Genomic DNA, 21,499 nt, shown 5'->3' on the forward strand with positions numbered 1-21,499 from the left:
CCTCCGCAAACTGGCCAAGATCCTTCCTGCACCGCAGCAAACGCGCAAAGCCTGATAGAAAAGGCGCTCGCGCTCTGTTCAGAACCACACTTTCTGCAACAGCAACACGTTGTTTTTCCACAGAATCGGCTCAGAACCGCCGCTCGCTGCGGATTGCACGAATGACCGAGTTGCGGGGCGGTCTCAAAGGGTCGCTGCAACACAGGCATTGAAACGCTCGGCGGGTGTTTCGTAGTTGAGCGTTTTTCGGGGTCGTTCGTTGAGCTGCCTTGCGACGGCGCTGAGCTTTGCTTGACTATGTATCGACAAATCCGTGCCCTTTGGGAAGTACTGTCGCAGCAGGCGGTTAGTATTTTCGTTGGTGCCGCGTTGCCATGGGCTGTGAGGTTCACACAAAAAGACATCAATATCCGTCGCCATGGTGAACGTCTTATGTCCGGCCATCTCTGTTCCGCGATCCCATGTCAGAGAACGATACAGCTCCTTGGGTAACTTGCGGGATTGTTTGATCAACGCCTGGATGACACTGTGGCTGTCTTTATTGCCAACCTTTGCCAGCATCACAAACCGCGTGCGCCGCTCGACGAGAGTAGCAATGAAGCTGTTGCCGGAGCCTGCGATCAGGTCTCCCTCCCAATGTCCGGGCACGGCGGCGGTTTCAACGGGTCGACGCACCAATGACCGCAGTGCGGAAAACCGGTCGATCGCTGCGCACGCCTCGGATGTCTCAGATGCGGACGAAGCAGACGCTTTTCAGCAGGTGAGACAGCCAGTCACTGCGTGTGGAAAACATCAACTGCCGAACGGCAACATCAGCGCTAATGAACGACGCCGTGCGGCCCGTGCTTCATGAAATGCCACTGACCGTAGCTATCCTTCAAATCAAGCGCGATGGCCGTAGTGCCTTTGGTCGATGCGTTGCCCACTTCGGCAACTGAAAATTCGATACCGTTGGGCATGTCGATGCGAACACGATGCTCACCATCGCTATGTGGCGGCTTGATTGGGCGCCCAGAAGATGCCAGCACATCGCCGATTTTCACCGATGCCGTACGCGCTTCCATGTCTGAGGTGAAGTCGATGGACTCAAAAACGGTGTCATGCAGCGTCGGACACATGGCGCGGAATACCCACCAATGTGTTGCCTCCTCATCGGTCTCGCCGCCGGTGAGAACCGTCTCAAGAGCTGCACGCTGAGCGGGCGATGCCGCAGGATCAATGATCAACTGCATCTCGCCCTTACCCTCGTAGATTGGCCCGGGCCACGCATAAAGCACAGCGACTTTCAAACCCGTGAGTTCAAAGTCCTCAAAGTGCCCCTTGGTGATCTCCATCACCTCAAATCCGCGGCAGTTGCCATGGGTTGGGTCCTCCTCGAACTGGCAAGGGCATGAATAGCCGCAATTGCAGTTCCCGAATGCCGGTCCTTCGACATACCAATCCTTGTAAGCCATGAGTCATCCTTTCTTTTTGTCGCAGTTACACAGATGTAAAAATGCACCAAATTCCCCAGCCAATCAGGAGGGCTCCTGTTAGTCTCGAGAAGAAGCGCGGTTTAGGAATGATTTTTTCGGCCAGCACGTACAGAGCAAGGCCAACAATCCAGTAAAGGTTCATGATGCCGCCGACAAAGAGCAGCGCCATCAACGCCCAGCAACAGCCAAAGCAGAAAGCGCCGTGATGCATCCCCATCAGAAGCGCGCCTCCGCTGCCTTTCCTGCGATGACGTGTCAGAAAGGCTGCGGGCGAACTGCATTGTTTCAGACACGCCGTCTTTAGCGCTGAAAATTGAAAGAGACCCGCTGAGATCAGCACTACGCCCGCGGTGGGCCGTGACGCGAGAACCATCATCGGCCCATCAACCAGACCAAGTTTTTCCGTTCCCCAATGCGCCCCTGTCGCCAGCAGGCTGAAGCCACCCCAAATTAGAAGATAGCCGGCAAGGAAGATCAGGCTGAGTTTCGTCGCCGACGCGCGTTCCGAACTGTGCCGTTTCAGTGCAGTGTAGAGCAAAAGCGTTGGTGCGGCACTTGGCGTCATCATAGCGATCATCATTACCCACCACATCAGAAAGACGAGGAGCGCGTAGCCAAATGCCCAGGTCTGCGCTTCACCCATTGCCATGGGGTCGCCGATCGGGCCCGCCATCCTCGTCATGTCCAGCGCCGACATGTTCATGCCGACGCCGTTAACTGTGTAAAGACCGGCCAACAGCACGATCGTTAAAACAGCAACAGTCACCACCAATGTGTCGCGCGCCATTACCCTTTCGACGGGCCCTATCGAACCTTGCATCACAGGTCAGACCATTATGCGGCGACGCGGCCTTGGCCAGTTAGGTGCAAGCTTGCCATATGAGCGTGGGTGCCAGTGTTTTTGTTCAGGTCCAGATCGCCACCCGAGGTTTTGGTTTGGCCCTTGGCCATTTCGGCAAACCCGAACTCGAATCCGTGAGGCAACCTGATGCCGATGCGGTGTGGCTCCCCTGTGACGATGTTAGGTATTGGCTCCGCGTTGATTTCGAAAACGCCTTCGGCAACTCCCTTGCCAACGCGATCCTCAATCTTCATTTCCAATGAAACTGGTGCGTAGATCGTGTCATGTCTGTTAGGACTCATCGCACCAAAGACAAACCACATGGTGGCCATTTCTTCCGTGTCAGCCCCGGTCATGATCGCCTGAAGCGCTGCGCGCTGGTCTGCATCCGCATTTGAGTCAATAATGAGCTGCATGTGACCGTTGCCCTCGTGAATCGGGCCAGGCCACTTGTAGACGCCCGCCGCCGTCAAACCGTCAAGTGACGTATTGCCATAATGCCCCTTGTGAATTTTGTAGACAACTGCGGCTTCGCAAGTGCCATCCGTCGGCAAGACGCCGAACTGGCATGGGCATCCGAAGTTACAATTACAGTTCGCGAGCTCTTCGCCCCTTATCTCCCAATCAATCATGTTTCCGTCCCCTTGGAGTAACTGCCACTAAAGTTGGCAGCGATGTGTTTTGCCCGAAGGTTTGGAGATCGTTAACTTTGTTTGTTCTATAGCCTCACCATATCGCGACTTATACCAGAAAACTGGCCCCGTGTCATCAAAGCCGAAATCGGCGAAGACTGGCGTCAGATATGTGTCTGCATCGGGCTCGAAGGCGACATCTGAGTTTTTCTGTCAGATGACCTCTTTGGCGTGCTTTGCGGACGCCTGTGGGCGATTTAAGCCACCGGGGGGAGGGCTGAGCATGAAAAGTGACGGTAATCCCATAGACCCCGCCCAAAGGCTCAGAGATGCGCCTAGATGCAGCGCAACGTCAAAGAGGACCGGAGGGCGTTGCAAGGCTCCCGCCGTTCGAGGCTGGTGCGTCTGTCGCATGCATGGCGCTGGCGGTGGAGCGCCGTCCGGCAAAGCGCATCCTAACTATCGCCAGGGACTGCGGACCCGACAGATGGAAACCATTCGCCGGTTGGCTTCGTTTCTGGGCAAAGAAGCGCGAGAGATGGGCTGGGTTCGGAGCCTGTGAATCGGAGGCAACGGCGATGACTGCTTGTTCTGATAGCGGACGTTCGGCAAATCCGCTCAAATGACGGCTCTGCCGGACCAAGCTGCCCTTACCTCCAATCACTTCAACGTCTGCTTTGCGAACACGATCAAGTTTGGAGTTGGAGGCTGGTTCAGAAATAGTTTAGCATAATGCATGAAGGGAGAGGACTCGTGCAGCTTAGAATGATTTTGGCAGCAATAACCTTGTCAGGGGCAGCCTCTGCCCAAAACATCGACGTACAGAATGGACAGGACCTCTTCTTATATTTTTGCGCGGAATGTCATGGAAAAGATGCCGAGAGCATTGGGCCAATGGCAGAAATGCTGGCTATTGATCCACCAGAACTGACGACGCTTGCGGAACGAAATGACGGGGAATTTCCGGCCGAAGCGGTTGCCAAGCAAATCGACGGCAGACTAATCGTTGCCAACCACGGTGATATGCCTATTTTTGGACCGTATTTGGAGACCGCGCAGTCAGTTGCGATCAAACTGCCCAGCGGTCAACCTATGATGGTAACGCAGCATCTCGCTGACCTGATCGCCTATATAAAAAGCGTTCAAACTGAACGGCATTGAGCGAAACATCAGGTGACAGCATCGATTTCGGCGGCACACATGCCTAAAAGCTGACCGTCTGCGCGCCCCTACTTGGCTTTTGAGCTCAACCGGGCAAGGTATCAACAGCAGCTTTAATCAAATTTCGTTGAAAAACTCTGCAATCTGAAATTCGCCTCAAAATTTTGGAACAGCGTTCCTTCATGTCACCTTTGGGCAAACTTTGTTTGCTCGACGGAGCTTTCGCGGAAGGGTGTTCTGCAGATTTACGTCTTCTTTGCAGCACACCGGCTTTTTCAACACGAACGGCCCAACCTGACCTTGGTCGGGTTCGCAACGATCGACCGCTTCGAGCGCTGCAATGCCCATCAGAATACCTTGGAAATCCGGACGCAAGAGCGAAGCATTCGAAAATCAGTCGAGATCAAGAAAAGAAAGGACGCCACCTTGGCAGATCAAGGTGGCCAACGCAACGTCGAGGCGATCGTCAATCCGCCATCGACATTCATTCGGTTCTGCCGGTATTCGATTCTGCAGGCCTAAACGGAGTTTCCACCGCTAGACCGAAATAGCCCGGCTACTGACGACACGACGGAGTTCATCCGCGTTGGTATCTCAAGATCGGGGATGTCGGATGCAGCGTCTTTCATGAAGTCCCAGATGGTCTGATCGACCTCGTTCAGACCGTCATCCAACTCGCGGGCCTTGTTGTAGATGTCGGGGTGCGTATCTATCCAGTCCATCAAACCATACCTTATCTGCTCGTCATCTAGGGGGATTGCATCCCGAAGCGCCCTTGTTGCCTCGGCTGCATCTGTAGCCCCTATGCGTGCAAGCTGGTCTGGCAGATCATCGATCCGTTTTGCGCAATCTTGGTGGAGAACACATCCAAGTAACCCGGCGGCTCCGCTCGTGCAGCGTTGCCAAACCAAAGCCTCCAAAACGGCTACTTGATCGGCGGATAACTCATCTTGGGATCGCAATGCTCGTTCGATCCGAAGCAAGTCGGTTGGACTATCTTGCTCGAGAAGGTCATGTAACTTTTTGCCCATCCGATCACTATAATGTGTTTCCGGAAATTCGCAAATCCGGCCCAAGAACCAAGCCGCCGTTCGCGCATCTCGCAGCGAGCTTCCGCTTCGGGCTCGAAGCCGTCATTCGCAGAAACTTGACTGAAGGTTCTCTATCTGCGGCCTTAATTTCAAGGGCGTATTTCAGTCTCATCGGGCTCATGGTTCTCTCCGAGGTCGGCGGTGCCGCCTCATAATGGCGTCGGGGACTGGTGCCTCAAAAAGGTCCGCTGCGAGGTCGCCTGAGTTCAGGCGCATCGACATTCGACGGCGAGGTCATCCGGCCACCGTCCCGATGGGACGTCGTTACACCTGGACGGGCGTATTCGTTTGTTGGCTATCTCATGCAGGTAGCTCCTCCTTGGTCCAGGCGAAGGTTGTCCTGTCGCGCCAGATGCGAGTCATGATGACAGCCAGTTTTCGGGCCGTAGCAACGATAGCCTTCTTCAAACCCCTTCGTGCGACAAGCCGCATGGCCCATGCTTTGAGCGGCGAGAAGCGCGCTACACGTTGGATCAGGATGTTGGCCGCTTCATAAAGCAGTTTGCGCATGCCCCCGTCACCGCGTTTAGAGATACGTCCCGACCAATCTGTTTCACCGGATTGATATCGTCGTGGGGTCAGGCCCAAGTAAGCGCCAACATCCGTTGCTTTACGAAACCGCGTCACATCGTCGATTGTCGCGATGAAGTTGAGGCTAACGATTGGACCGACTCCAGGGATGCTGGTCAGCCTCCGTGCAAGAGTGTTGTCTTTGGCAAGCTGCTGGACCTTTGCATCGATCGCTGTGGCCTCAATGCAGACAGTCTCATGCACGGCGATCAATGAGGCGAAGATCATCTGCAAACTTTGATCTCCCTTGATGGCCAGGCCAAGCTGATCGCGGAAGCTCTTTCGGCTGTAGCCCGCATTTACCGGCCCAAGCCGGATCCCATAGGCCTTCAAAAGACCGCGCACTTGTCCTTCGATATCCATCCGGATACGGATCAACCGCTCTCGTGCCGCAAGCAGTAGGCGTAACTGATCGCTCGACTCGCTCTTGATGTGCACCGCGCCATACCAACCCGTGCGCGCCAATTGTGCCAACCCGACAGCGTCCGATTTATCAGACTTATTCATGCGCGCGGAGAGCACTTTGTGAGCAGCACGGGCATCAATACAGACCACCGGTGCCCCCCGTTTGACCAGCTCCCGCGTTAACCAAATCGACAGTGGGCCGGTTTCGTGCACGATCTTTTCAACATCATCGGCAATAGTAGCGATGGTGCGCACAATTTCATCAGGGTCCGTCGCACAGGTCCCCTCGAACAAGATCGCGCCTGCATCATCCACAATGCAAAGGGCACATTGCTCTTGGGCGACATCAATTCCAACGTAGCGTTTCATGGTCGTTCTCCTCTGGCTTCAAGGTTACACCATCCACAATAGCGATGTTTGAAACCTCAAAAGCTGGATTCGCCGCAGATACGCCATGTCCGCTATCGCCAAATTCATCGGTCTGGAAATTCACGGGGTGCTGACCCTAGTTGACTACCCGCTCACGATTAACCTGCGGCACGGATGTTTGATGGTCGGTCCAGGCGCGGAGCTCGAGATCCACGCCTTCCGGCCTGATCAGGCGCGTCTCAAATGTATTCTCAATCAATTGGCGGCGCTCGAACAAGTTGGCAGCCTTATAGAGAGATGACAGTCGGGACATCTTGCGGATATACGCATCACGGGCGGAATTCATGGCTTTTGGATCGGGTAGATTGTCGAGATCTTCGCGCAACCTGCCCAAAGCAAATTCCGCGTCGCGTTTCTTGTCATTATAGGTTTGGCGATCCAAAGCCCCTTCGATCAACAGGTCTGCTGCCCGCGCCAGCCGGGTTTCTTCAACCTCAATTCTGGAGGCAAGAGAACGACGTTTCTGCACAAGCTCTTCTTGAACCCGACCGGATTTCCAGCGCTTTTTCTGCTCAGCCACAGTGTCTTTGTTCAGCTGAATCTCCGCCAGCCGGTTCACAATTGCATCCTCCAGCCGATCTTCACGGATAGTTTTCATCGGGCAGCTTTTCAGTGTGCACCGATAGTACACATGCACGACCTTTTGCCGCTCCGGCACCATTGGCCCCTGACAAAGCCCGCATCGGAACAGTCCCATGAACCGGTGGCTATGTCGTGTCACTTTGGGCCCACAGCGGCGTGATTTGATCTTTTGCGCCTGACGGAAGGCCGTTTTAGATACCATTGGTTCGTGAATCCCCTCATAGGTTTCACCCGTGCGCGCGATGGTGATGAGGCCATGATAAAACGTGTTGCTGAGGATCTTTTCGATGCCATGCAAGCTCACGGGCTTTCCGCTATATCCCGTCAATCCCCGTAGCTGCATTTCCGTATGCAGGCTGCGAAGCGAGTGCTGACCGGAGAGATAAAGCTGATACAGTTCCTTGATCAGCGGCGCTTTGATCGGGCAAGGCGCCTTGGGCTCTCCTCGCCCCATGTCCAAATACCCCAAAGGCGCTCTGAAGGGATAAAGGCCCTGCTTGAGACGCCCATTGAGCCCTTTTTTGGTTTCTTCACGTTGGTTGCGGATAAAATCAGCCGCAATCACAGCAAGAAAGTCTGCTGTCATGCGGCCACCCCGCGTGTTGAAGTCGAGACTTTCGGTCGCGATGTGGACGTCGATGCCCTCGTCGGGTAGTTCAGACACCAACGCCCAGTCTTTAAGGTTGCGGGCGGAGCGGTCAATCTTATGGACCACGAACCCTTGCGCATGCCCTTTGCGCAACCGTGCGATCATCCGGTTGAATATCGGTCGCCCCGACTTGGCTGCTGTTTCCAGTTCTTCAAACCATTCAATGATCTGCAGGTTTCGCAGGGCCGCACAGGCTATAATCGCGTCTTTCTGCTCCTGAAGCGAGACTCCCTCCCCCTGGCGCAGGGTACTTACTCGGATGTAGCCAAAACAGGGTTTCATAATGGAGGATCTATGGATTGGACTCTATCACAGGAGTCGGATTCAGACGAATCTTCGGGTATCTCAAACGGCCAAGCACCCTCAGCCAAGAGCCGGAGATATACCCGTTCACAAAGTTCAAAATGCGCTTGTAATCTTTCCTCATTGGTCATCCATCAAGAATACCAGGCAGGAATTACACAACTAGGACCGCCGATGTATCCGACGAGACGGATGGAGGTCGGCAGAGAACGGCATCTGCTTTTGGCCCTGCACGATCATCTGCACAAAGGCGCGGTGGTTTGGTTGCATGATCAGCTGTTCGGGCGACACAGCGAGGAGCTGCTGCGCAATCATAGGTGCATCAAGCGCGCCGACGCGCAGGGCCAGGATGGTGCCGACATTGCCGAAGATCGCCTCCAGAACGTCCCTGTCGGTCTGTGTGGTATATTGCTGCGCCAGAACCACACCTAACCCGTATTTCCGACATTCCGACAGCGCATCGGCAAAGACGGCAGTGCTAAAGTGGTGGAACTCGTCGACGTAGAGAATGAAGGGCCTGCGCCTGGCGGCCTCGGTATCCGCTCTCGAGAACGCCGCGTTGACGATACTTGCAAGAAGAAGACCGCCCATCACATTGGCCGTATCCGCGCCCAGCTGGCCCTTGCTGAGATTTATGACGAGGTGCTGCTGCGTATCCATCAGCTTGCGGAACCACAGCGGCTGTTCGGGTTCACAAAGTGTTTTGCGCGCCACCGGGTTTGAGAGAAGAGCGCCCAACTTGTTGGCCAGTGGGGCTACCCCATCCGCAGAGGTGCGGTAGTTCATTGCCGGGTATTCCCGGCTCCAGAAGGCGTGCACCTGCGGATCAATGATCCGGGTGACGGCCTGACGTCGGAAATCGCTTTCCAGAAACAACCGCATGATGTCGCGCAGATCGGCCTGTGGCTGCTCCAGCAGGGCCAGAACCGCGTAGCGCAGCAAATGCTCCATGCGCGGACCCCAGGCATCCGCCCATTGCTTTCTGAGCGCCTCAATCAGCCCGGAGGTGACCAGATGACGGCGGCTGGCGCTGACGCCCAGCAGGGGGTTGTATCCGAGCCGAGACTCCGGATCAGCCACACGCCAGTTCAGGACATCTGGGTGATCAGAAAGCGTTTCGGCCAGCTCGCCGTGTGGGTCAATCAGGCAGAACCCCTGCCCCCGGTCGATATCCTGTCGCGCGAGGTTTTCAATGAGGGTGGATTTGCCAGTGCCAGTCTGGCCGATCACATAGGTATGCAGCAACCGATCCGGCAACGTCTGCCCAAAAGCATATGGCGTGTAATGGTGATAGGCCGTGCCAAGGGTCACCTGGGCGATAAGGTTCGCGGTTCGCATACCCTCAGCTTGCCAGACCCGGACAGTAGCACCAGGCCCGCGCATGGCACTCCAAAGAACACGAGGGGTCCTGGCCCTGTCTTCGCACGACCGGCATAATAGAGGCAGGTTCGTTCTTTCGTTCGCCTTCCGCAGGGTGCGTCCGGGATAATCCCGGGCGGCCACCCATACGGAAGGAGAACCAGCGATGGGTACTTTGCAAGAAGATGTCGCAGGCGATGTCGGGTCTGTCCCACATTGCCGGACCTGTGGATCGACGCGCGTGACAAAAGACGCCTGGGCGGGCTGGAATTCCGAGGCAGGTCTGTGGGAACTCGAGACGGTGCTCGACCAGGAGTTCTGCCATCAATGCGAAGCCGACACCACATTCGTTTGGCGGCGTGCAGAGACGGTTCCAAGCCAGAAAGTGCAGGAGCTGAATGATCGCTTCCGCACCTCTGGTCAGGGCAAGGGGTCCGTGATGATAACCTCGGGCCTGCAGGAGAAAGGCGGCGCCTTCATTGTCGCCGCCGTCAATGCAGTTCGCACTTTTGATGACTTCTCAGAAGGCAACGATCCCTGGGGCGAGCATGATTTTGGTGCTGTCGAGATTGAGGGCGAGAAGGTCTTCTGGAAGATCGACTGCTACGATCCGACCCTGACAATGGGTTCGGAAAATCCGGCCAATGAAGCTGTGACACATCGCGTTCTGACCATCATGCTGGCCAGTGAATACTAGCCATGGGTGACGGTTATGACAGTTTTGACTTGGTCTGGTGCGAGCGTGACATCGAGGTCAGATATCAGGCCAACTGGCTGAACACCGATCACTGTCACATCGAGCTGCACTGCGCAGAACGGTTACCAGTCACGGAAACCGGCTATCGCTCGCACTTCGTGCCGGGTGACGCGGTCACAGACGAAGATGATGTCCGCAGGTACATTCTGGCCTGGCTGGATGAAGTCGCGCGGGATCCGAGCTGGGCGCGCCACCTCGAAGACAGCAAGCAGCTCAACCTCTTCTGAGCCTCCAATCAAACACACGCCATCCTGCTACAGGCAGGGTGGCGTTTTCTCATCCCTGTTCAAAAGCACAACGAAATATGATCTAGCACCTCATACGCCGTGACCTGACATCGCCCCCACCCAAAAGGGGCGATTGTTCAGGTCGTCACAGCGCGCGTGAAAGAAAACGACGCCGCCACGCGTACCAACTGGTAGGGCTGGTCCGCCGGTTCGGCAGATCATCCTGGCACAAACAGAATGCTGCGAGATTGGGCTGACGCCCAGTCCGGCCAGGAAGCGCCAGCGGCGGACCAGCCTCCAGAGTGACATCAGCGGTCCTGTACGCTTTTTGGGAAAGTGATATCATCTCAATGAGGCTTAAAAGTTAATTTGTTTTTCTCGTTCTATGACCACACAATTTGCTCTTGATGTGTATCTGGCACGTATCAAATCCGGGTACACACAATCTGACGTGGCACATCTTCTGGATATCAGCCGCGTCACCATTTCGCGTTTTGAACGCGGCAATTCCGAACCCTCGCTTCAGGACATCCTGGCCCTGTCGCTGGTTTATGGCAGAAGCTTTGAAAGCTTCTTTGCCGACAAGCTGCGCAGACGGCGACAGCGGCTTTTGAAACGGCTGCAAAACCTGCAGCCGCTGACGCAGCCGACGACAAAACATGCCAACCGCGAAGCGAACTTGCAGCGGCTGGCGCGACGTTTAGAAGCTGATCTTGCGATTCATGACTGGGCTTAAAGTGCTGGCGGTTGCCGCCGCCAACCGGCGCGTCGGATACGCCTATTTTGAGAACTGGGATCTGGTGTACTGGACGATTTCCACCAAAGCCGGTGAAAAACCGCTGAACGCAGTTGCTGTCACTCAGGACCTGATCACGCGGTTTGCTCCGGATGTGCTCGTATCCCAAAAGGTGACCCCCGCCCTGACCAAAAGCAAGAACACCAAAAAAGTAATCTCTGCCATAGCGCGCACCGGCAAACAGAATGACCTGATCTGCATTGCCGTGCCGCGCCTGCGCAAACATAAAAACAAGTACGAAGAAGCTGAGGCGCTTGCCAAGATCTTTCCGCAAGTCGCCGATTACCTGCCGCAACCACGGCAACTGCACCACAGCAAGGAGCCGCGCAATACGGTACTCTTTGAGGCCATCGCTTTGGCCGTGACGCTGTTTGAGGATGAAGACCAAAATCTGCTGATGGCGCAGGCGATGGGATAGCCCTCGGTTCGCGATATCAGAGAAAACAATTGACTCGCGTTAGCGTCAGCTTGCAGCCTCACTCCTATTGTTTTGAGGAGATATTGATATGAGATCATATGAAGCGGCGCGTGGCTTATTCAGCTTTCTGGGGCTTTGCAGTTGGGCAGTTATTGTAATTGGCGCGATCCTGGCATTCTCAGGCGGCACTATTGCAGGTACCGGTTTTGGGCGTGGCGCCAACGGCATGAGCGCGCTGCTGGGTGCAGCGCCTGGTTTCATTTTGGCCATGCTGGGCTTTTATGGATTAGCTTTGGTTCAGATGGGCCGCGCGAGCGTCGATAGCGCTGAATACGGCCAGCAGTCACTGGAGGTGGCCAGGCAACAGCTGGAAGTGTCGCGTGAGGTTCTCGATCAGGGCAAGAAAACAGCCGCATCGTATGCCTCTTTGGTCGCGTCAAACCAGCCCCGTTCAAAGACGAAAGCTAAAGATCCTGCGAGCGACAGTTCAGAAATTTCATATGCCAGCAAAGCCAAATCCGAGCCGAAGAAAGAGCCTCCCGCAGATGCAACGCCCGCTCAACCGAAACTGGAAAAGCCAGAGCCAGTAGCTGTCAAAGAAGATCCAAAACCAGCACTGCCAGAGCCTCCCATTGAGCTGAGCTTGCCTCAATTCGAGCCAGAACCAATCGCTGTGCAGACAAACAAACAACCGGAACCGAAAAAGGCCGTAGCGCACTCGAAGGCATCTGAACCAAAAGCTGTCGTGGCCTCAAAGAAACCTGAGCCAAAGAAAGAGCCCTACGTTTCGAAGCAAATCGAGGAAAAGGACGGCGTGTTTTCCTACGGCTCCACAACCTTTTCATCAGAAGCCGCTGCCAGACGATACGTGGCGCAACTGGGAGTCAATCCAAACGTCAAATTGCCTGATGCCTGACCCCCATACAGACCCCCAACCCCTATGGGGGTCATGTGTGGGTACCAGCGTGGCACATGGCTGAACATGGCAGCATAATTTGCAAGAAACCACTGCGCGACTTCATCTGTTTTACAGCTGAATAACCCCACCCTCCCGTGCGTGATACTCCCTTATCCGGTCTGACAGGCCCAACCCTAAAAAGCAGCCTTCAATGCGTATCTCAATCAAACATGAAACCGTCCGGCGCGGGCTGCTCTTCAAGACCACGTTTTACGAGGTATCACTCACCGTGCTCTTTACCCATGAAGAGATCCAGATCATTCGCCAACGTAAACTGATGCAGACCAAGTTGCTGGATCGGCGTCCCGCGACGGCCAAGGTAGATGACCGCGATAGCAAGTTTGCACTGAATGTGGGTGATATTGTGAATGGTAAGACAGACCGGTTTTTATGCGCCACCCCATCAGCATCAAAACGCTACGAAGAGATGCTGCTCGACACGCTGCAGCAACTCAAGCTCTGGATCAGCGACAACGCCGAGGAGGCCGAAGACTTCGTGGTTGAGATTTAATGGGGCGCGAGTTCGGCGATCTCTTCGGCAGCCTGGTTGGGGCCGCCATTATTGTAACCGGCTTGCTCCTGGCTGCGGTGATCATCACACCGTTGTTCCTGATCGGGATAGCCGCTTATGTCGGGTTCCGTCTCTGGCACGAAAGCCCGGCGCGCGCTGAGCGTCTGGCCCATGAAGAGACGATGCGCCTCTATCATCATGCCCAGAGTGGACAGGTTTGGTTGAGCGAGGCTGAGATCGACCAGGCACTCTCGGACCGCTGGCCTGCGACCACACCGGAGCCGCTGCGCGTGCAGCTACTAGAGGTGGGGCAGGCGCTCTATGCAGACGAAGGGTTGAGCCCCGACATCCCACCACCGCCGACGCTTTGTAACACGGTCGAAGGCGGACGGTATCGCGACCTGCTGGCCAAGCAGGGGCAGGCGCGCAACGATCGGAACATGCTGGTGTCGGCTTTGGGTGTGATCTCAGAAGCACTCGCGCCCATTGCGCGGGCAGCCCCGCCGATGCAAGGCGATGTGCTGGTTTCCGTGGCGCAGTTCCTGACGCCGCTGGGGCCAACCATCGATCAGGTGATCTCGCCCTTTTTTGCCGACAACGGATACAACCATTTTAAAGCCCTGCGGCAACAGCTAGATGCGAACCTGCGCGGCACCCATCGCGCCACCCCGCTTTTTCCCCGCGACTACAAAGGTGACGATGCCATAGACACCTATCTGGCAGGTACCAGGTTGGCCGATCTCTTCATGCTGCGCACCCCATTCGAGATCCCGGCAGAGCTCAGGTTCGAGCACATGCATATCGTTGCGGGCAGCGGCCATGGCAAAACCCAGACCCTGCAGTATCTGATCGCCAAGGATTTGCCAGCAGTCGCCGCCGGTGACAAATCCGTGGTGGTGATCGACAGCCAGGGCGATCTGATTGGCAATATTCTCCGCGCCAAGGCCCTTGAGCCAGACCAGATCGTGCTGATCAACCCTGAGGACATCGCCTATCCGGTTAGTCTTAACCTCTTCTCCATCGGGCAGGAACGATTGGACGGCTATTCGCCCCTGGAGAAAGAACGGCTGACCAACTCCATCATCGAGCTCTATGACTTCGTTCTGGGGTCACTGTTGTCAGCCGGGATGACCGCCAAGCAAAGCGTCGTCTTCCGCTACGTGACCCGGCTGATGTTCCACATACCGGACGCCACCATCCACACCCTGCGCGATCTGATGGAGCCTGGCGGGACCGAAAAATACCGCGAACACATCGAAAAGCTCGAAGGCACGCCGCGTCGCTTTTTTGAGACAGAGTTCGAGAGCAAGGAATTTGCCGCCACCAAGACCCAAGTCCTGCGTCGCCTTTACGGCGTGCTGGAAAACCAGACCTTCGAGCGCATGTTTGCGAACCCGCAATCCAAGTTCGACATGTTCACGGAGCTGAATGCAGGCAAGCTGATCCTGATCAACACCTCGAAATCCCTGCTTAAGGAACAGGGTACCGAGATCTTTGGCCGTTTCTTTGTGGCCCTGATCGCGCAGGCGGCGCAGGAACGTGCGGTGTTGCGCCAACAGGACCGCCTGCCCGCGATGATCTATATCGATGAAGCACAGGATTACTTCGACGCCAATATTGGTGTAATCCTGTCTCAGGCGCGCAAATACCGCGTTGGCATGGTGATGGCGCATCAATACCTCGGCCAGCTCTCTAACGGGCTTCAAGAGGCCTTTGAGGCCAATACCTCGATCAAGCTGGCCGGTGGTGTCTCTGCTCGTGATGCACGAGCGCTGGCCAGCCAGATGCACGCCACGCCTGAGATGGTCCAGCAACAGCCCAAGGGCACCTTCGCCACCTACCTGCGTGGATTGACTGACAAGGCCGTGCCAATCGCCTTTCCGTTTTTTGAATTAGAGAACCTGCCCCGCACCACAAAAGAAGAGCGTGCGGCTATCCTGCAACACAGCCGCGACACTTACGCGGAACCATGGCAACCCAAGGCTGACCATAGCGAACCACAATCCGAAGACGCCAAAATCATTCCGCCGAAAAAAGACGATGATGACCCTCTTGCACCTTCTCCCGAGCTCTAAGCCACGCCATGCTGGGTCCATGGCACAGCATCTGAAATCCCCGAAAGCATCTCGACCGGACAGCCATCCCACCGCGCGCGAGCTACGCTGGTTTGCCCATATTGATCGGCACGGGCCGCAATCCTCGGAGTTCCTCTATGAGCTGACCCGCGACACGCACCGCTGCCGCGACACCAGCCTGCGACGATTGCGGGCTTTACGGGAGGCAGGGTACCTGCGACTGCCCCCGCAGCAACGCCAGATCGCCAAAGCTGATTTCAATCCTTATGTCTATGACTTGACACCGCTTGGGTGGGACGTGCTGTCCTGTGAAAAAGACCTTGAACGCTATTGCCGTCCAACCGGTCACTGGTGGCACGTATACTGGGTTTCCACGCTTACCAGCGCCATTGAGATTCAAGGAACCCGAGCCGGTCTTGAGTACATTCCCGCCGCCAGCATACTGGCGCTTAAGAATGCCCCACTGGCCATTCCGGTCGACAGCTACAAACTGATCCCAGATCAACTCTTCGCGATCAAATACCCAGATGGCTATCGAGCCTTCGCGGTTGAAGTAGACCGAGGTACCGAGCCAGTGCGCTCTGCCTCAGCTCGAAAGTCCCTGCTCGCGTCCTTGGAGCAGTATCGCGAAATCAAAGCACAGCGACTGCACAGCAAGCACTACGGCCTAAAATCACCACTGTTTGTGCTTTGGCTCTTTGCAGCCGAGACCCGCAGAAAAGCTTTCGTGACCCTGCTCGGTCCCGAACACCCCGCGACATTCACGTCGGTGACCTCGAACTTAGTGCCGAAGTGGGACGACATGATGAACATCTCCAAAGCTAGCTGGAGCGGAGCGGAGGACGGACGATTCTTCATCGTATGAGGCAAAAGCATTTGGAAGTAAGGGCAGGGAGCGACGGCATGCAAATGTAGATATGTACGGTCTCTCGGGGCATGCGGTTGGCGGAAGCTGTGAACTGGCTATGATGAGCTACATCATCGTGGCGGCGGAATGTGCGTGCTTCGCCCTGCCCGAAACAACGATCGGGATCATTCCCGGCGCCGGTGGCACACAGCGTCTGACCCGTGTCGTCGGCAAGGCGCTAGCAATGGACATGGTCCTGACTGGTCACGCGATGAGCGTCGAAGAGGCTCGCGCGGCGGGGCTGGTCGCGCGTGTCATGGCGGATGGCGCGCATGTGGACACCGCAGTAGAGATGGCAGAGCGGATCGCGCGTAACTCGCAGCCCATTGTCATGATGGCGAAAGAAGCCGTCAACAAGGCCTATGAGGCCCACCTCGCCGAAGGTATCCACCTTGAACGACGTTTGCTTTATGCGACTTTTGCAATCGAATATTGCCGGGAAGGCATGACTGCATTCAAAGAAAAGAGGCCCCCAAACTTCCTTGATCGCTAACCAGCACCGGATCAGACCGCGCCATCATTCACCCATAAAGGCCTGTCGAATGAAACGCGTCAAATGTAAAGCGATCAGGCCAACAACAACGCCCCAAAACGCCGTGCCGATTCCCCCCAAGGTTACGCCGGATGTTGTAACGAGAAAGGTCAGCAAACCGATCTGAGCATCCTCTGAGGCCATCAAGTCCGAAAGGCTCTTCTGAATCGCGCTCAACAGGGCGAGCCCTGCCAAAAGCGAGATCATTGCTGAAGGAAGCAGCACCAGGACGTTGACAATCGTGCCTGAAAAGATGCCCCCAAGACAGAAGAAGACGCCACACGCGACGCCCGCAATATAGCGGCGCGATGGATTCTCGTGACACTCGGGTCCAGCACAAAAGGCCGCCGTAATAGAGGCCAGTGCGGTCGTCACGCCGCCAAAGAAAGCTCCGACAAGCGATGCGGCACCTGCGACAATAAGGATAGGGCGCGCCGATGTGGCATAGCCATGCGAGCGCAGGATCGCCATGCCCGGAAGAAACTGTCCGCTAAGCGTTGTGATGAACAACGGCAAGGCCAGGCCAAGGATGGCGGCCATCGAAAACTCTGGCAAAACCGTTCCGGGCGCGGCCAACGAGAGGTCGACATGCCCAATCGGTGTGTCATAGACCGTCGCGCTCAAGATCATGGACAGCCCGACAAGGCACAGGAGCGCGTATCGCGGAATAATCACGCTTAGAACAACGAAGGCTGTCAGAAGGGTTGCAAAGATGAATGGATCGGTGGCCAGACTGCGGGCCGCCTTTAGGCCAAAGCCAAAGAGGATGCCTGCCATCATGCCGTTGGTTACGGCAGGTGGCAGAAAGCCAATTAGTCGCTCGAACCATCCAGAGAGACCAAGCAAGAGAAGAGTCGTTGCGACCAGAAGATAGGCGCCCACGACTTCTCCAAGCGGGAGGCTTGTCCCGATGGATATGAGCAAAACGGTTCCTGGCGCCGACCAAGCCATCGCAATTGGGGCTCTGAACCACGCGCTCAGCGTGATGCTAGAAAGACCGGCGGCGATTGAGATGGCGAAGACCCAAGACGAAAACACCGCCGTGGGCATATCCATGGCCTGGGCGGCCTGAAGGTAGATCAAAAGTGGTCCAGCATAGGACACAAGCACGGCCAGAAACCCCGCCACTGCGGCCGTCGCGGAGATGTCCCGCCAAAAGACCCTCCGGACTTCAGTGACCTCAGACAATTGTCGCCTCGGTGGCGGCGATCATTTCTTCGCGGGTGACGCCCGGTGCCAGTTCCTGAATGTGCAGGCCCTTGTGGGTGACGTCCAGCACGCCCAGGTTGGTGATGATCCGGTCAACGACCCCGGTCCCGGTCAGGGGCAGGGTGCAGGCCTTGAGGATTTTTGACTCACCATGTTTGCTGGTGTGATCCATGACCACCACCACACGGCCGACGCCTGCCACGAGATCCATCGCGCCGCCCATGCCTTTGACAAGCTTGCCAGGGATCATCCAGTTCGCCAGGTCGCCGTTCTCGGCCACTTCCATCGCGCCAAGGATCGCCATGGCGATCTTGCCGCCCCGGATCATGCCGAAGGAAAGCGCGGAATCGAAATAGGCGGTCTGCGGCAATTCGGTGATCGTCTGCTTGCCTGCGTTGATAAGGTCGGGGTCTTCCTCGCCCTCATAGGGAAACGGGCCCATGCCAAGCATGCCGTTTTCCGACTGAAGCGTAACCTCGACCCCCTCGGGGATATAGTTGGACACCAGCGTCGGGATGCCGATGCCGAGATTGACATAGGTGCCATCTTCAAGTTCTTGCGCCGCGCGGGCGGCCATTTGATCGCGATCCCAAGGCATCATGCGGCTCCCTTCTGGCGGGTTGTGACTTTTTCGATGCGTTTCTCGTGCTCGCCCTGAATGATCCGGTGCACATAGATGCCCGGCAGGTGAATGTGATCGGGGTCGATTGACCCGGTCGGCACGATTTCTTCGACCTCGACAACACAGACCTTACCGCACATCGCGGCGGGCGGGTTGAAGTTGCGCGCGGTCTTGCGGAACACCAGGTTGCCGGTGGCATCGGCCTTCCAGGCCTTGACGATCGAAAGGTCGGCAAAGATGCCCTCTTCGAGAATATAGGTCTCGCCGTTGAAATCCTTGTGTTCCTTGCCCTCGGCGATCACCGTGCCGACACCGGTTTTGGTGTAAAAGCCGGGAATGCCACAGCCACCGGCGCGCATGCGCTCTGCCAGGGTGCCCTGCGGGTTGAACTCCAGCTCAAGCTCGCCGCTCAGGTACTGGCGCATGAATTCGGCGTTCTCGCCCACGTAAGAGCTTAGCATTTTCTTGACCTGCTTGGTCTGCAGCAGGATGCCGATGCCGAAATCATCCACGCCCGCGTTGTTGCTGGCAAAGGTCAGGTCCTTGGTCCCGGCCTCCTTGATCGCCTGCAACAGAAGTTCCGGGATGCCGCAAAGACCAAACCCGCCCGCCGCGATCGTCATACCATCGAATAGCAGCCCATCCAGCGCTGCCCCTGCGTTCGGAAAAACCTTGTTCATGCCGCGACCTTTCGTAGCCCAAGTATGTCGCGCGCCTGTCGCCATGTGGCAACGGGACGCTCGTATTTCTCGCACAGATCCACCGCGCGTTTGACCAATGCTGCGTTTGAAGGGGCGAGCCGCTCACGATCCAGTCGCACATTATCCTCAAGACCCGTGCGGGTGTGGCCGCCCTTGGCAATCGACCATTCGTTTATCGTCAGTTGTGTCGGACCAATGCCCGCCGCACACCATTGCGCATCCGGCGCAAGACGTTTGAGTGTCTCGATGTAGAATTCGAAAATCGGTTCATCCGCGGGCATGGAATTCTTCACCCCCATGACGAATTGCACGTAAAGCGGACCTTTCAGCCTACCGTCGGCCGCCATCCGCGTGGCCTGAACAATATGGCCAAGATCAAATGCCTCGATTTCGGGTTTCACATCATGTTCGATCATCTCGGACGCGAGCCAGTCGACGAGGTCAGGGCTATTCTCATAGACCCGCGTGGGGAAGTTGTTAGAACCAACCGACAAAGAGGCCATATCCGGTGACAACGGCAGCATCCCACCACGCTCGCGCCCTGCGCCGGATCGCCCCCCGGTCGACAATTGTACGATCATACCAGGGCAATGATGCTCCAGCCCTTCCTTGAGCCTTGCAAAACGCTCGGGGTCGGAAGTCGGCTTGCCCGCCTCGTCGCGGACATGGCAATGGGCAATTGCCGCACCGGCCTCGAAAGCCTCATGAGTGCTTTCGATCTGTTCCGAAAGTGTGATCGGTACCGCCGGATTGTTGTACTTTGTCGGTAATGATCCGGTGATGGCAACGCAGATGATGCAGGGGTTGGTCATGGCTTTTCTTAAGGCTCCAGTAGAGTAGGCAAATTCAGCGGCGATCAAGCCGCCTTGACCGCGTGGACCGGCATTTTGCAAAGCGCGTCGGCAAAGAACGGGCGGAACCCTTCGGGGTGCTCGCTCATCGGGAAATGCCCGAGCTCGTCCATAACCGCGAGTGTCGCGCCCGGAATCGCATCGGCGGTGCGCTTGGCATCCTCCGGCGTACAGGTCAGATCATAGGCCCCCACGATGATATGCACGGGCGTCTTTTCCGTATCAATCTGTCCCAGGCGTGCAATCAGGCTCTCGTCGCGAGTATAAAAGCTTAGGTCGCCGCGAAACACACCGGGGCCGGACTGCTTGAACATCCAAAGCGTGTTCTCACGCTCGGCCCGGGGCGCGAAGGGCGAGATATTGGCCGAGACCAGGGCCGCGCCCATCTCGCCACCATGGGCGTCGGGGCGGTCGAACCAGTCGATGTCATACCATGCCGCCTGAAAGTCCGAGGCCTCGATCGCGATGAAACCGCTGAATTTATCCGGGTGAAGCGCGGCAAGCTGAAGGGCGATACGCCCGCCCATCGAACAGCCCGCAAGGACAGGGCGATCAAGACCAAGCCCGTCGACCACGGCCAATATGGTTTCGATATAGGCTTGAGTCGTCAGCAGATATTCCTGCGTCTCGAACCCTTCCGGCGGCAGCGACTTGCCGTGCCAGGGCATGTCAAAAGCAATCAGGCGGTTCGTGGCGGTGATGTCGGCGTCGTTCATTAGATGGCGCCATTGGCGGGTATCCGCGCCCGCCGTGTGAAGGCAGATGACAGGTCGCCCCTGCCCGGCCTCTTCAAAATAGATGCGACGCGGTGCGCCCTCGACCGTGATGGTAAGGTAACGTCCAGTGATGGGTTCAATGCTCATGCTGCCAACTCCTTTGACGGGCGCGCAAGCGCCATGACGTCCTTGAAGAACCGCAGGTTCTTGACCAAGCACAGAATATCGCCGTCGATCCGACCGCGACCGATTTTGACAAGGCCGAAAATGTCATGGAATCCAGCCTCGGGAATGGGTTGCCAGAATTTCTGCAAGGCCTCCGCGTCGGTGCGAAAGGCAAAGCGCCAGGGCGTTTTGCGGCTTGGTCCGGGAGTCACTTCAATAAGTCTGCCCTTGTCGAAACCAAGGTAGATTTCTTCGCCGCAGATCTCGATCAGGACGGTTTCAGAGAAGAGGCGGCCCAAACGCAAAAGATGTGGCGTGCCGTTCAGTTGCGACTGAATGTTCTGGAATATCTCGATCACCTGGATCTCCTTCAAAGAAACTTGATGCGCCGTTGGTGCCACGTCGAGGGGCGTTCTTACCATGCCGATACGGGTATGGGGTGATACTCTGAAACTGAAGCGCCATGTTTCACCGTCGGGATGGAACACCCTGCAGCAAATGACTGGGTATCACCCGATACCGCAAGCGGCATTGGTTTAAGCGACTTCTTAGCGGAT

The 21,499-nt window shown here is 56.5% G+C and carries 24 protein-coding genes; 10 read left to right on the forward strand and 14 right to left on the reverse strand.

What is annotated here, in order from left to right:
- Positions 1 to 183: 183 nt before the first annotated feature.
- The 4 genes from ROG8370_RS01210 to ROG8370_RS01225 form a co-directional block, all read right to left on the reverse strand.
- On the reverse strand, positions 184 to 705 hold the full coding sequence (locus ROG8370_RS01210; RefSeq protein WP_370738320.1) for an IS30 family transposase: 522 nt from the start codon (positions 703 to 705) through the stop codon (positions 184 to 186).
- 113 nt (positions 706 to 818) lie between these two features.
- Positions 819 to 1,454 (reverse strand): DUF1326 domain-containing protein, encoded by a 636-nt coding sequence (locus ROG8370_RS01215; protein ID WP_085825279.1) that lies wholly within the window; start codon positions 1,452 to 1,454, stop codon positions 819 to 821.
- Between the two features lie 25 nt (positions 1,455 to 1,479).
- On the reverse strand, positions 1,480 to 2,262 hold the full coding sequence (locus tag ROG8370_RS01220) for a DUF2182 domain-containing protein (RefSeq protein ID WP_245827135.1): 783 nt from the start codon (positions 2,260 to 2,262) through the stop codon (positions 1,480 to 1,482).
- Between the two features lie 47 nt (positions 2,263 to 2,309).
- Positions 2,310 to 2,948 carry a DUF1326 domain-containing protein gene (locus ROG8370_RS01225; protein WP_085825281.1) on the reverse strand — a complete coding sequence of 213 codons (639 nt, stop codon included), beginning with the start codon at positions 2,946 to 2,948 and terminating at the stop codon, positions 2,310 to 2,312.
- A 753-nt stretch (positions 2,949 to 3,701) separates the two neighbouring features.
- On the opposite strand from ROG8370_RS01225, the gene ROG8370_RS01230 reads away from it, so the two are divergent.
- Positions 3,702 to 4,109 carry a c-type cytochrome gene (locus ROG8370_RS01230; RefSeq protein ID WP_245827136.1) on the forward strand — a complete coding sequence of 136 codons (408 nt, stop codon included), beginning with the start codon at positions 3,702 to 3,704 and terminating at the stop codon, positions 4,107 to 4,109.
- 518 nt (positions 4,110 to 4,627) lie between these two features.
- Here the strand turns inward: ROG8370_RS01230 and ROG8370_RS20010 are convergent.
- The 4 genes from ROG8370_RS20010 to ROG8370_RS01255 form a co-directional block, all read right to left on the reverse strand.
- Entirely contained in the window at positions 4,628 to 4,831 is a 204-nt protein-coding gene (locus tag ROG8370_RS20010; protein ID WP_139838014.1) for a hypothetical protein, read from the reverse strand.
- A gap of 669 nt (positions 4,832 to 5,500) precedes the next feature.
- Positions 5,501 to 6,544 carry an IS110 family RNA-guided transposase gene (locus ROG8370_RS01245; protein ID WP_085825285.1) on the reverse strand — a complete coding sequence of 348 codons (1,044 nt, stop codon included), beginning with the start codon at positions 6,542 to 6,544 and terminating at the stop codon, positions 5,501 to 5,503.
- A gap of 136 nt (positions 6,545 to 6,680) precedes the next feature.
- Complete coding sequence (locus ROG8370_RS01250) at positions 6,681 to 8,117, reverse strand: recombinase family protein (protein WP_085825286.1); 1,437 nt, start codon at positions 8,115 to 8,117, stop codon at positions 6,681 to 6,683.
- Between the two features lie 183 nt (positions 8,118 to 8,300).
- Entirely contained in the window at positions 8,301 to 9,521 is a 1,221-nt protein-coding gene (locus ROG8370_RS01255) for a type IV secretory system conjugative DNA transfer family protein (protein WP_245827137.1), read from the reverse strand.
- Between the two features lie 142 nt (positions 9,522 to 9,663).
- On the opposite strand from ROG8370_RS01255, the gene ROG8370_RS01260 reads away from it, so the two are divergent.
- The 9 genes from ROG8370_RS01260 (at position 9,664) to ROG8370_RS01300 (ending at position 16,639) form a co-directional block, all read left to right on the forward strand.
- The gene (locus tag ROG8370_RS01260) at positions 9,664 to 10,194 is read left to right on the forward strand and encodes a DUF3768 domain-containing protein (protein ID WP_085825288.1); all 531 of its coding nucleotides are present in this window, start codon (positions 9,664 to 9,666) and stop codon (positions 10,192 to 10,194) included.
- Between the two features lie 2 nt (positions 10,195 to 10,196).
- The gene (locus tag ROG8370_RS01265) at positions 10,197 to 10,481 is read left to right on the forward strand and encodes a hypothetical protein (RefSeq protein WP_085825289.1); all 285 of its coding nucleotides are present in this window, start codon (positions 10,197 to 10,199) and stop codon (positions 10,479 to 10,481) included.
- Positions 10,482 to 10,866: 385 nt separating this feature from the next.
- Positions 10,867 to 11,217 carry a helix-turn-helix transcriptional regulator gene (locus tag ROG8370_RS01270; protein WP_085825290.1) on the forward strand — a complete coding sequence of 117 codons (351 nt, stop codon included), beginning with the start codon at positions 10,867 to 10,869 and terminating at the stop codon, positions 11,215 to 11,217.
- A gap of 1 nt (position 11,218) precedes the next feature.
- A complete protein-coding gene (locus ROG8370_RS01275) occupies positions 11,219 to 11,695 on the forward strand; it encodes a hypothetical protein (RefSeq protein WP_085825291.1) in 477 nt (158 codons plus the stop codon).
- A gap of 88 nt (positions 11,696 to 11,783) precedes the next feature.
- Positions 11,784 to 12,611 (forward strand): hypothetical protein, encoded by an 828-nt coding sequence (locus ROG8370_RS01280; protein ID WP_085825292.1) that lies wholly within the window; start codon positions 11,784 to 11,786, stop codon positions 12,609 to 12,611.
- A gap of 193 nt (positions 12,612 to 12,804) precedes the next feature.
- A complete protein-coding gene (locus ROG8370_RS01285) occupies positions 12,805 to 13,164 on the forward strand; it encodes a hypothetical protein (RefSeq protein ID WP_085825293.1) in 360 nt (119 codons plus the stop codon).
- Positions 13,164 to 15,239, forward strand: coding sequence for a type IV secretory system conjugative DNA transfer family protein (locus ROG8370_RS01290; protein WP_212580038.1), 2,076 nt, complete (start codon positions 13,164 to 13,166; stop codon positions 15,237 to 15,239). Before ROG8370_RS01285 ends, ROG8370_RS01290 begins: the two co-directional genes overlap by 1 nt.
- Positions 15,240 to 15,258: 19 nt before the next feature.
- Entirely contained in the window at positions 15,259 to 16,104 is an 846-nt protein-coding gene (locus tag ROG8370_RS01295) for a replication-relaxation family protein (protein WP_170925152.1), read from the forward strand.
- A 52-nt stretch (positions 16,105 to 16,156) separates the two neighbouring features.
- The gene (locus tag ROG8370_RS01300) at positions 16,157 to 16,639 is read left to right on the forward strand and encodes an enoyl-CoA hydratase-related protein (RefSeq protein WP_085825295.1); all 483 of its coding nucleotides are present in this window, start codon (positions 16,157 to 16,159) and stop codon (positions 16,637 to 16,639) included.
- Between the two features lie 24 nt (positions 16,640 to 16,663).
- Here the strand turns inward: ROG8370_RS01300 and ROG8370_RS01305 are convergent, their stop codons facing one another.
- Genes ROG8370_RS01305 through ROG8370_RS01330 form a run of 6 tightly spaced genes read right to left on the reverse strand, consistent with a single transcriptional unit; the run spans position 16,664 to position 21,430 of the window.
- The gene (locus ROG8370_RS01305) at positions 16,664 to 17,806 is read right to left on the reverse strand and encodes a benzoate/H(+) symporter BenE family transporter (RefSeq protein ID WP_306372358.1); all 1,143 of its coding nucleotides are present in this window, start codon (positions 17,804 to 17,806) and stop codon (positions 16,664 to 16,666) included.
- Between the two features lie 52 nt (positions 17,807 to 17,858).
- Positions 17,859 to 18,485, reverse strand: a complete 627-nt coding sequence (locus ROG8370_RS01310) for a 3-oxoacid CoA-transferase subunit B (RefSeq protein WP_085825447.1) — start codon at positions 18,483 to 18,485, stop codon at positions 17,859 to 17,861.
- On the reverse strand, positions 18,485 to 19,189 hold the full coding sequence (locus ROG8370_RS01315; protein ID WP_085825297.1) for a CoA transferase subunit A: 705 nt from the start codon (positions 19,187 to 19,189) through the stop codon (positions 18,485 to 18,487). The genes ROG8370_RS01310 and ROG8370_RS01315 overlap by 1 nt, the downstream gene beginning before the upstream one ends.
- Positions 19,186 to 20,022: a 3-oxoadipate:acetyl-CoA acetyltransferase gene (locus tag ROG8370_RS01320; protein WP_085825298.1), complete on the reverse strand. Its 837-nt coding sequence runs from the start codon at positions 20,020 to 20,022 to the stop codon at positions 19,186 to 19,188. The genes ROG8370_RS01315 and ROG8370_RS01320 overlap by 4 nt, the downstream gene beginning before the upstream one ends.
- Before the next feature lie 44 nt (positions 20,023 to 20,066).
- On the reverse strand, positions 20,067 to 20,924 hold the full coding sequence (locus ROG8370_RS01325) for an alpha/beta fold hydrolase (RefSeq protein WP_085825299.1): 858 nt from the start codon (positions 20,922 to 20,924) through the stop codon (positions 20,067 to 20,069).
- Positions 20,921 to 21,430 (reverse strand): hypothetical protein, encoded by a 510-nt coding sequence (locus ROG8370_RS01330; protein ID WP_306372356.1) that lies wholly within the window; start codon positions 21,428 to 21,430, stop codon positions 20,921 to 20,923. The genes ROG8370_RS01325 and ROG8370_RS01330 overlap by 4 nt, the downstream gene beginning before the upstream one ends.
- Positions 21,431 to 21,499: the final 69 nt, after the last annotated feature.

This window comes from Roseovarius gaetbuli, assembly GCF_900172365.1.
GTDB classification, from domain to species: domain Bacteria; phylum Pseudomonadota; class Alphaproteobacteria; order Rhodobacterales; family Rhodobacteraceae; genus Roseovarius; species Roseovarius gaetbuli.

Coding starts and splice junctions, on each gene's coding strand:
- ROG8370_RS01325 (WP_085825299.1), bottom strand. CDS start 20,924: ATGAGCATTGAACCCATCACTGGACGTTACCTTACCATCACGGTCGAG.
- ROG8370_RS01295 (WP_170925152.1), top strand. CDS start 15,259: ATGGCACAGCATCTGAAATCCCCGAAAGCATCTCGACCGGACAGCCAT.
- ROG8370_RS01245 (WP_085825285.1), bottom strand. CDS start 6,544: ATGAAACGCTACGTTGGAATTGATGTCGCCCAAGAGCAATGTGCCCTT.
- ROG8370_RS01250 (WP_085825286.1), bottom strand. CDS start 8,117: ATGAAACCCTGTTTTGGCTACATCCGAGTAAGTACCCTGCGCCAGGGG.
- ROG8370_RS20010 (WP_139838014.1), bottom strand. CDS start 4,831: ATGGACTGGATAGATACGCACCCCGACATCTACAACAAGGCCCGCGAG.
- ROG8370_RS01280 (WP_085825292.1), top strand. CDS start 11,784: ATGAGATCATATGAAGCGGCGCGTGGCTTATTCAGCTTTCTGGGGCTT.
- ROG8370_RS01215 (WP_085825279.1), bottom strand. CDS start 1,454: ATGGCTTACAAGGATTGGTATGTCGAAGGACCGGCATTCGGGAACTGC.
- ROG8370_RS01220 (WP_245827135.1), bottom strand. CDS start 2,262: ATGGCGCGCGACACATTGGTGGTGACTGTTGCTGTTTTAACGATCGTG.
- ROG8370_RS01290 (WP_212580038.1), top strand. CDS start 13,164: ATGGGGCGCGAGTTCGGCGATCTCTTCGGCAGCCTGGTTGGGGCCGCC.
- ROG8370_RS01260 (WP_085825288.1), top strand. CDS start 9,664: ATGGGTACTTTGCAAGAAGATGTCGCAGGCGATGTCGGGTCTGTCCCA.
- ROG8370_RS01270 (WP_085825290.1), top strand. CDS start 10,867: ATGACCACACAATTTGCTCTTGATGTGTATCTGGCACGTATCAAATCC.
- ROG8370_RS01310 (WP_085825447.1), bottom strand. CDS start 18,485: ATGCCTTGGGATCGCGATCAAATGGCCGCCCGCGCGGCGCAAGAACTT.
- ROG8370_RS01315 (WP_085825297.1), bottom strand. CDS start 19,189: ATGAACAAGGTTTTTCCGAACGCAGGGGCAGCGCTGGATGGGCTGCTA.
- ROG8370_RS01285 (WP_085825293.1), top strand. CDS start 12,805: ATGCGTATCTCAATCAAACATGAAACCGTCCGGCGCGGGCTGCTCTTC.
- ROG8370_RS01320 (WP_085825298.1), bottom strand. CDS start 20,022: ATGACCAACCCCTGCATCATCTGCGTTGCCATCACCGGATCATTACCG.
- ROG8370_RS01225 (WP_085825281.1), bottom strand. CDS start 2,948: ATGATTGATTGGGAGATAAGGGGCGAAGAGCTCGCGAACTGTAATTGT.
- ROG8370_RS01300 (WP_085825295.1), top strand. CDS start 16,157: ATGTACGGTCTCTCGGGGCATGCGGTTGGCGGAAGCTGTGAACTGGCT.
- ROG8370_RS01255 (WP_245827137.1), bottom strand. CDS start 9,521: ATGCGCGGGCCTGGTGCTACTGTCCGGGTCTGGCAAGCTGAGGGTATG.
- ROG8370_RS01265 (WP_085825289.1), top strand. CDS start 10,197: ATGGGTGACGGTTATGACAGTTTTGACTTGGTCTGGTGCGAGCGTGAC.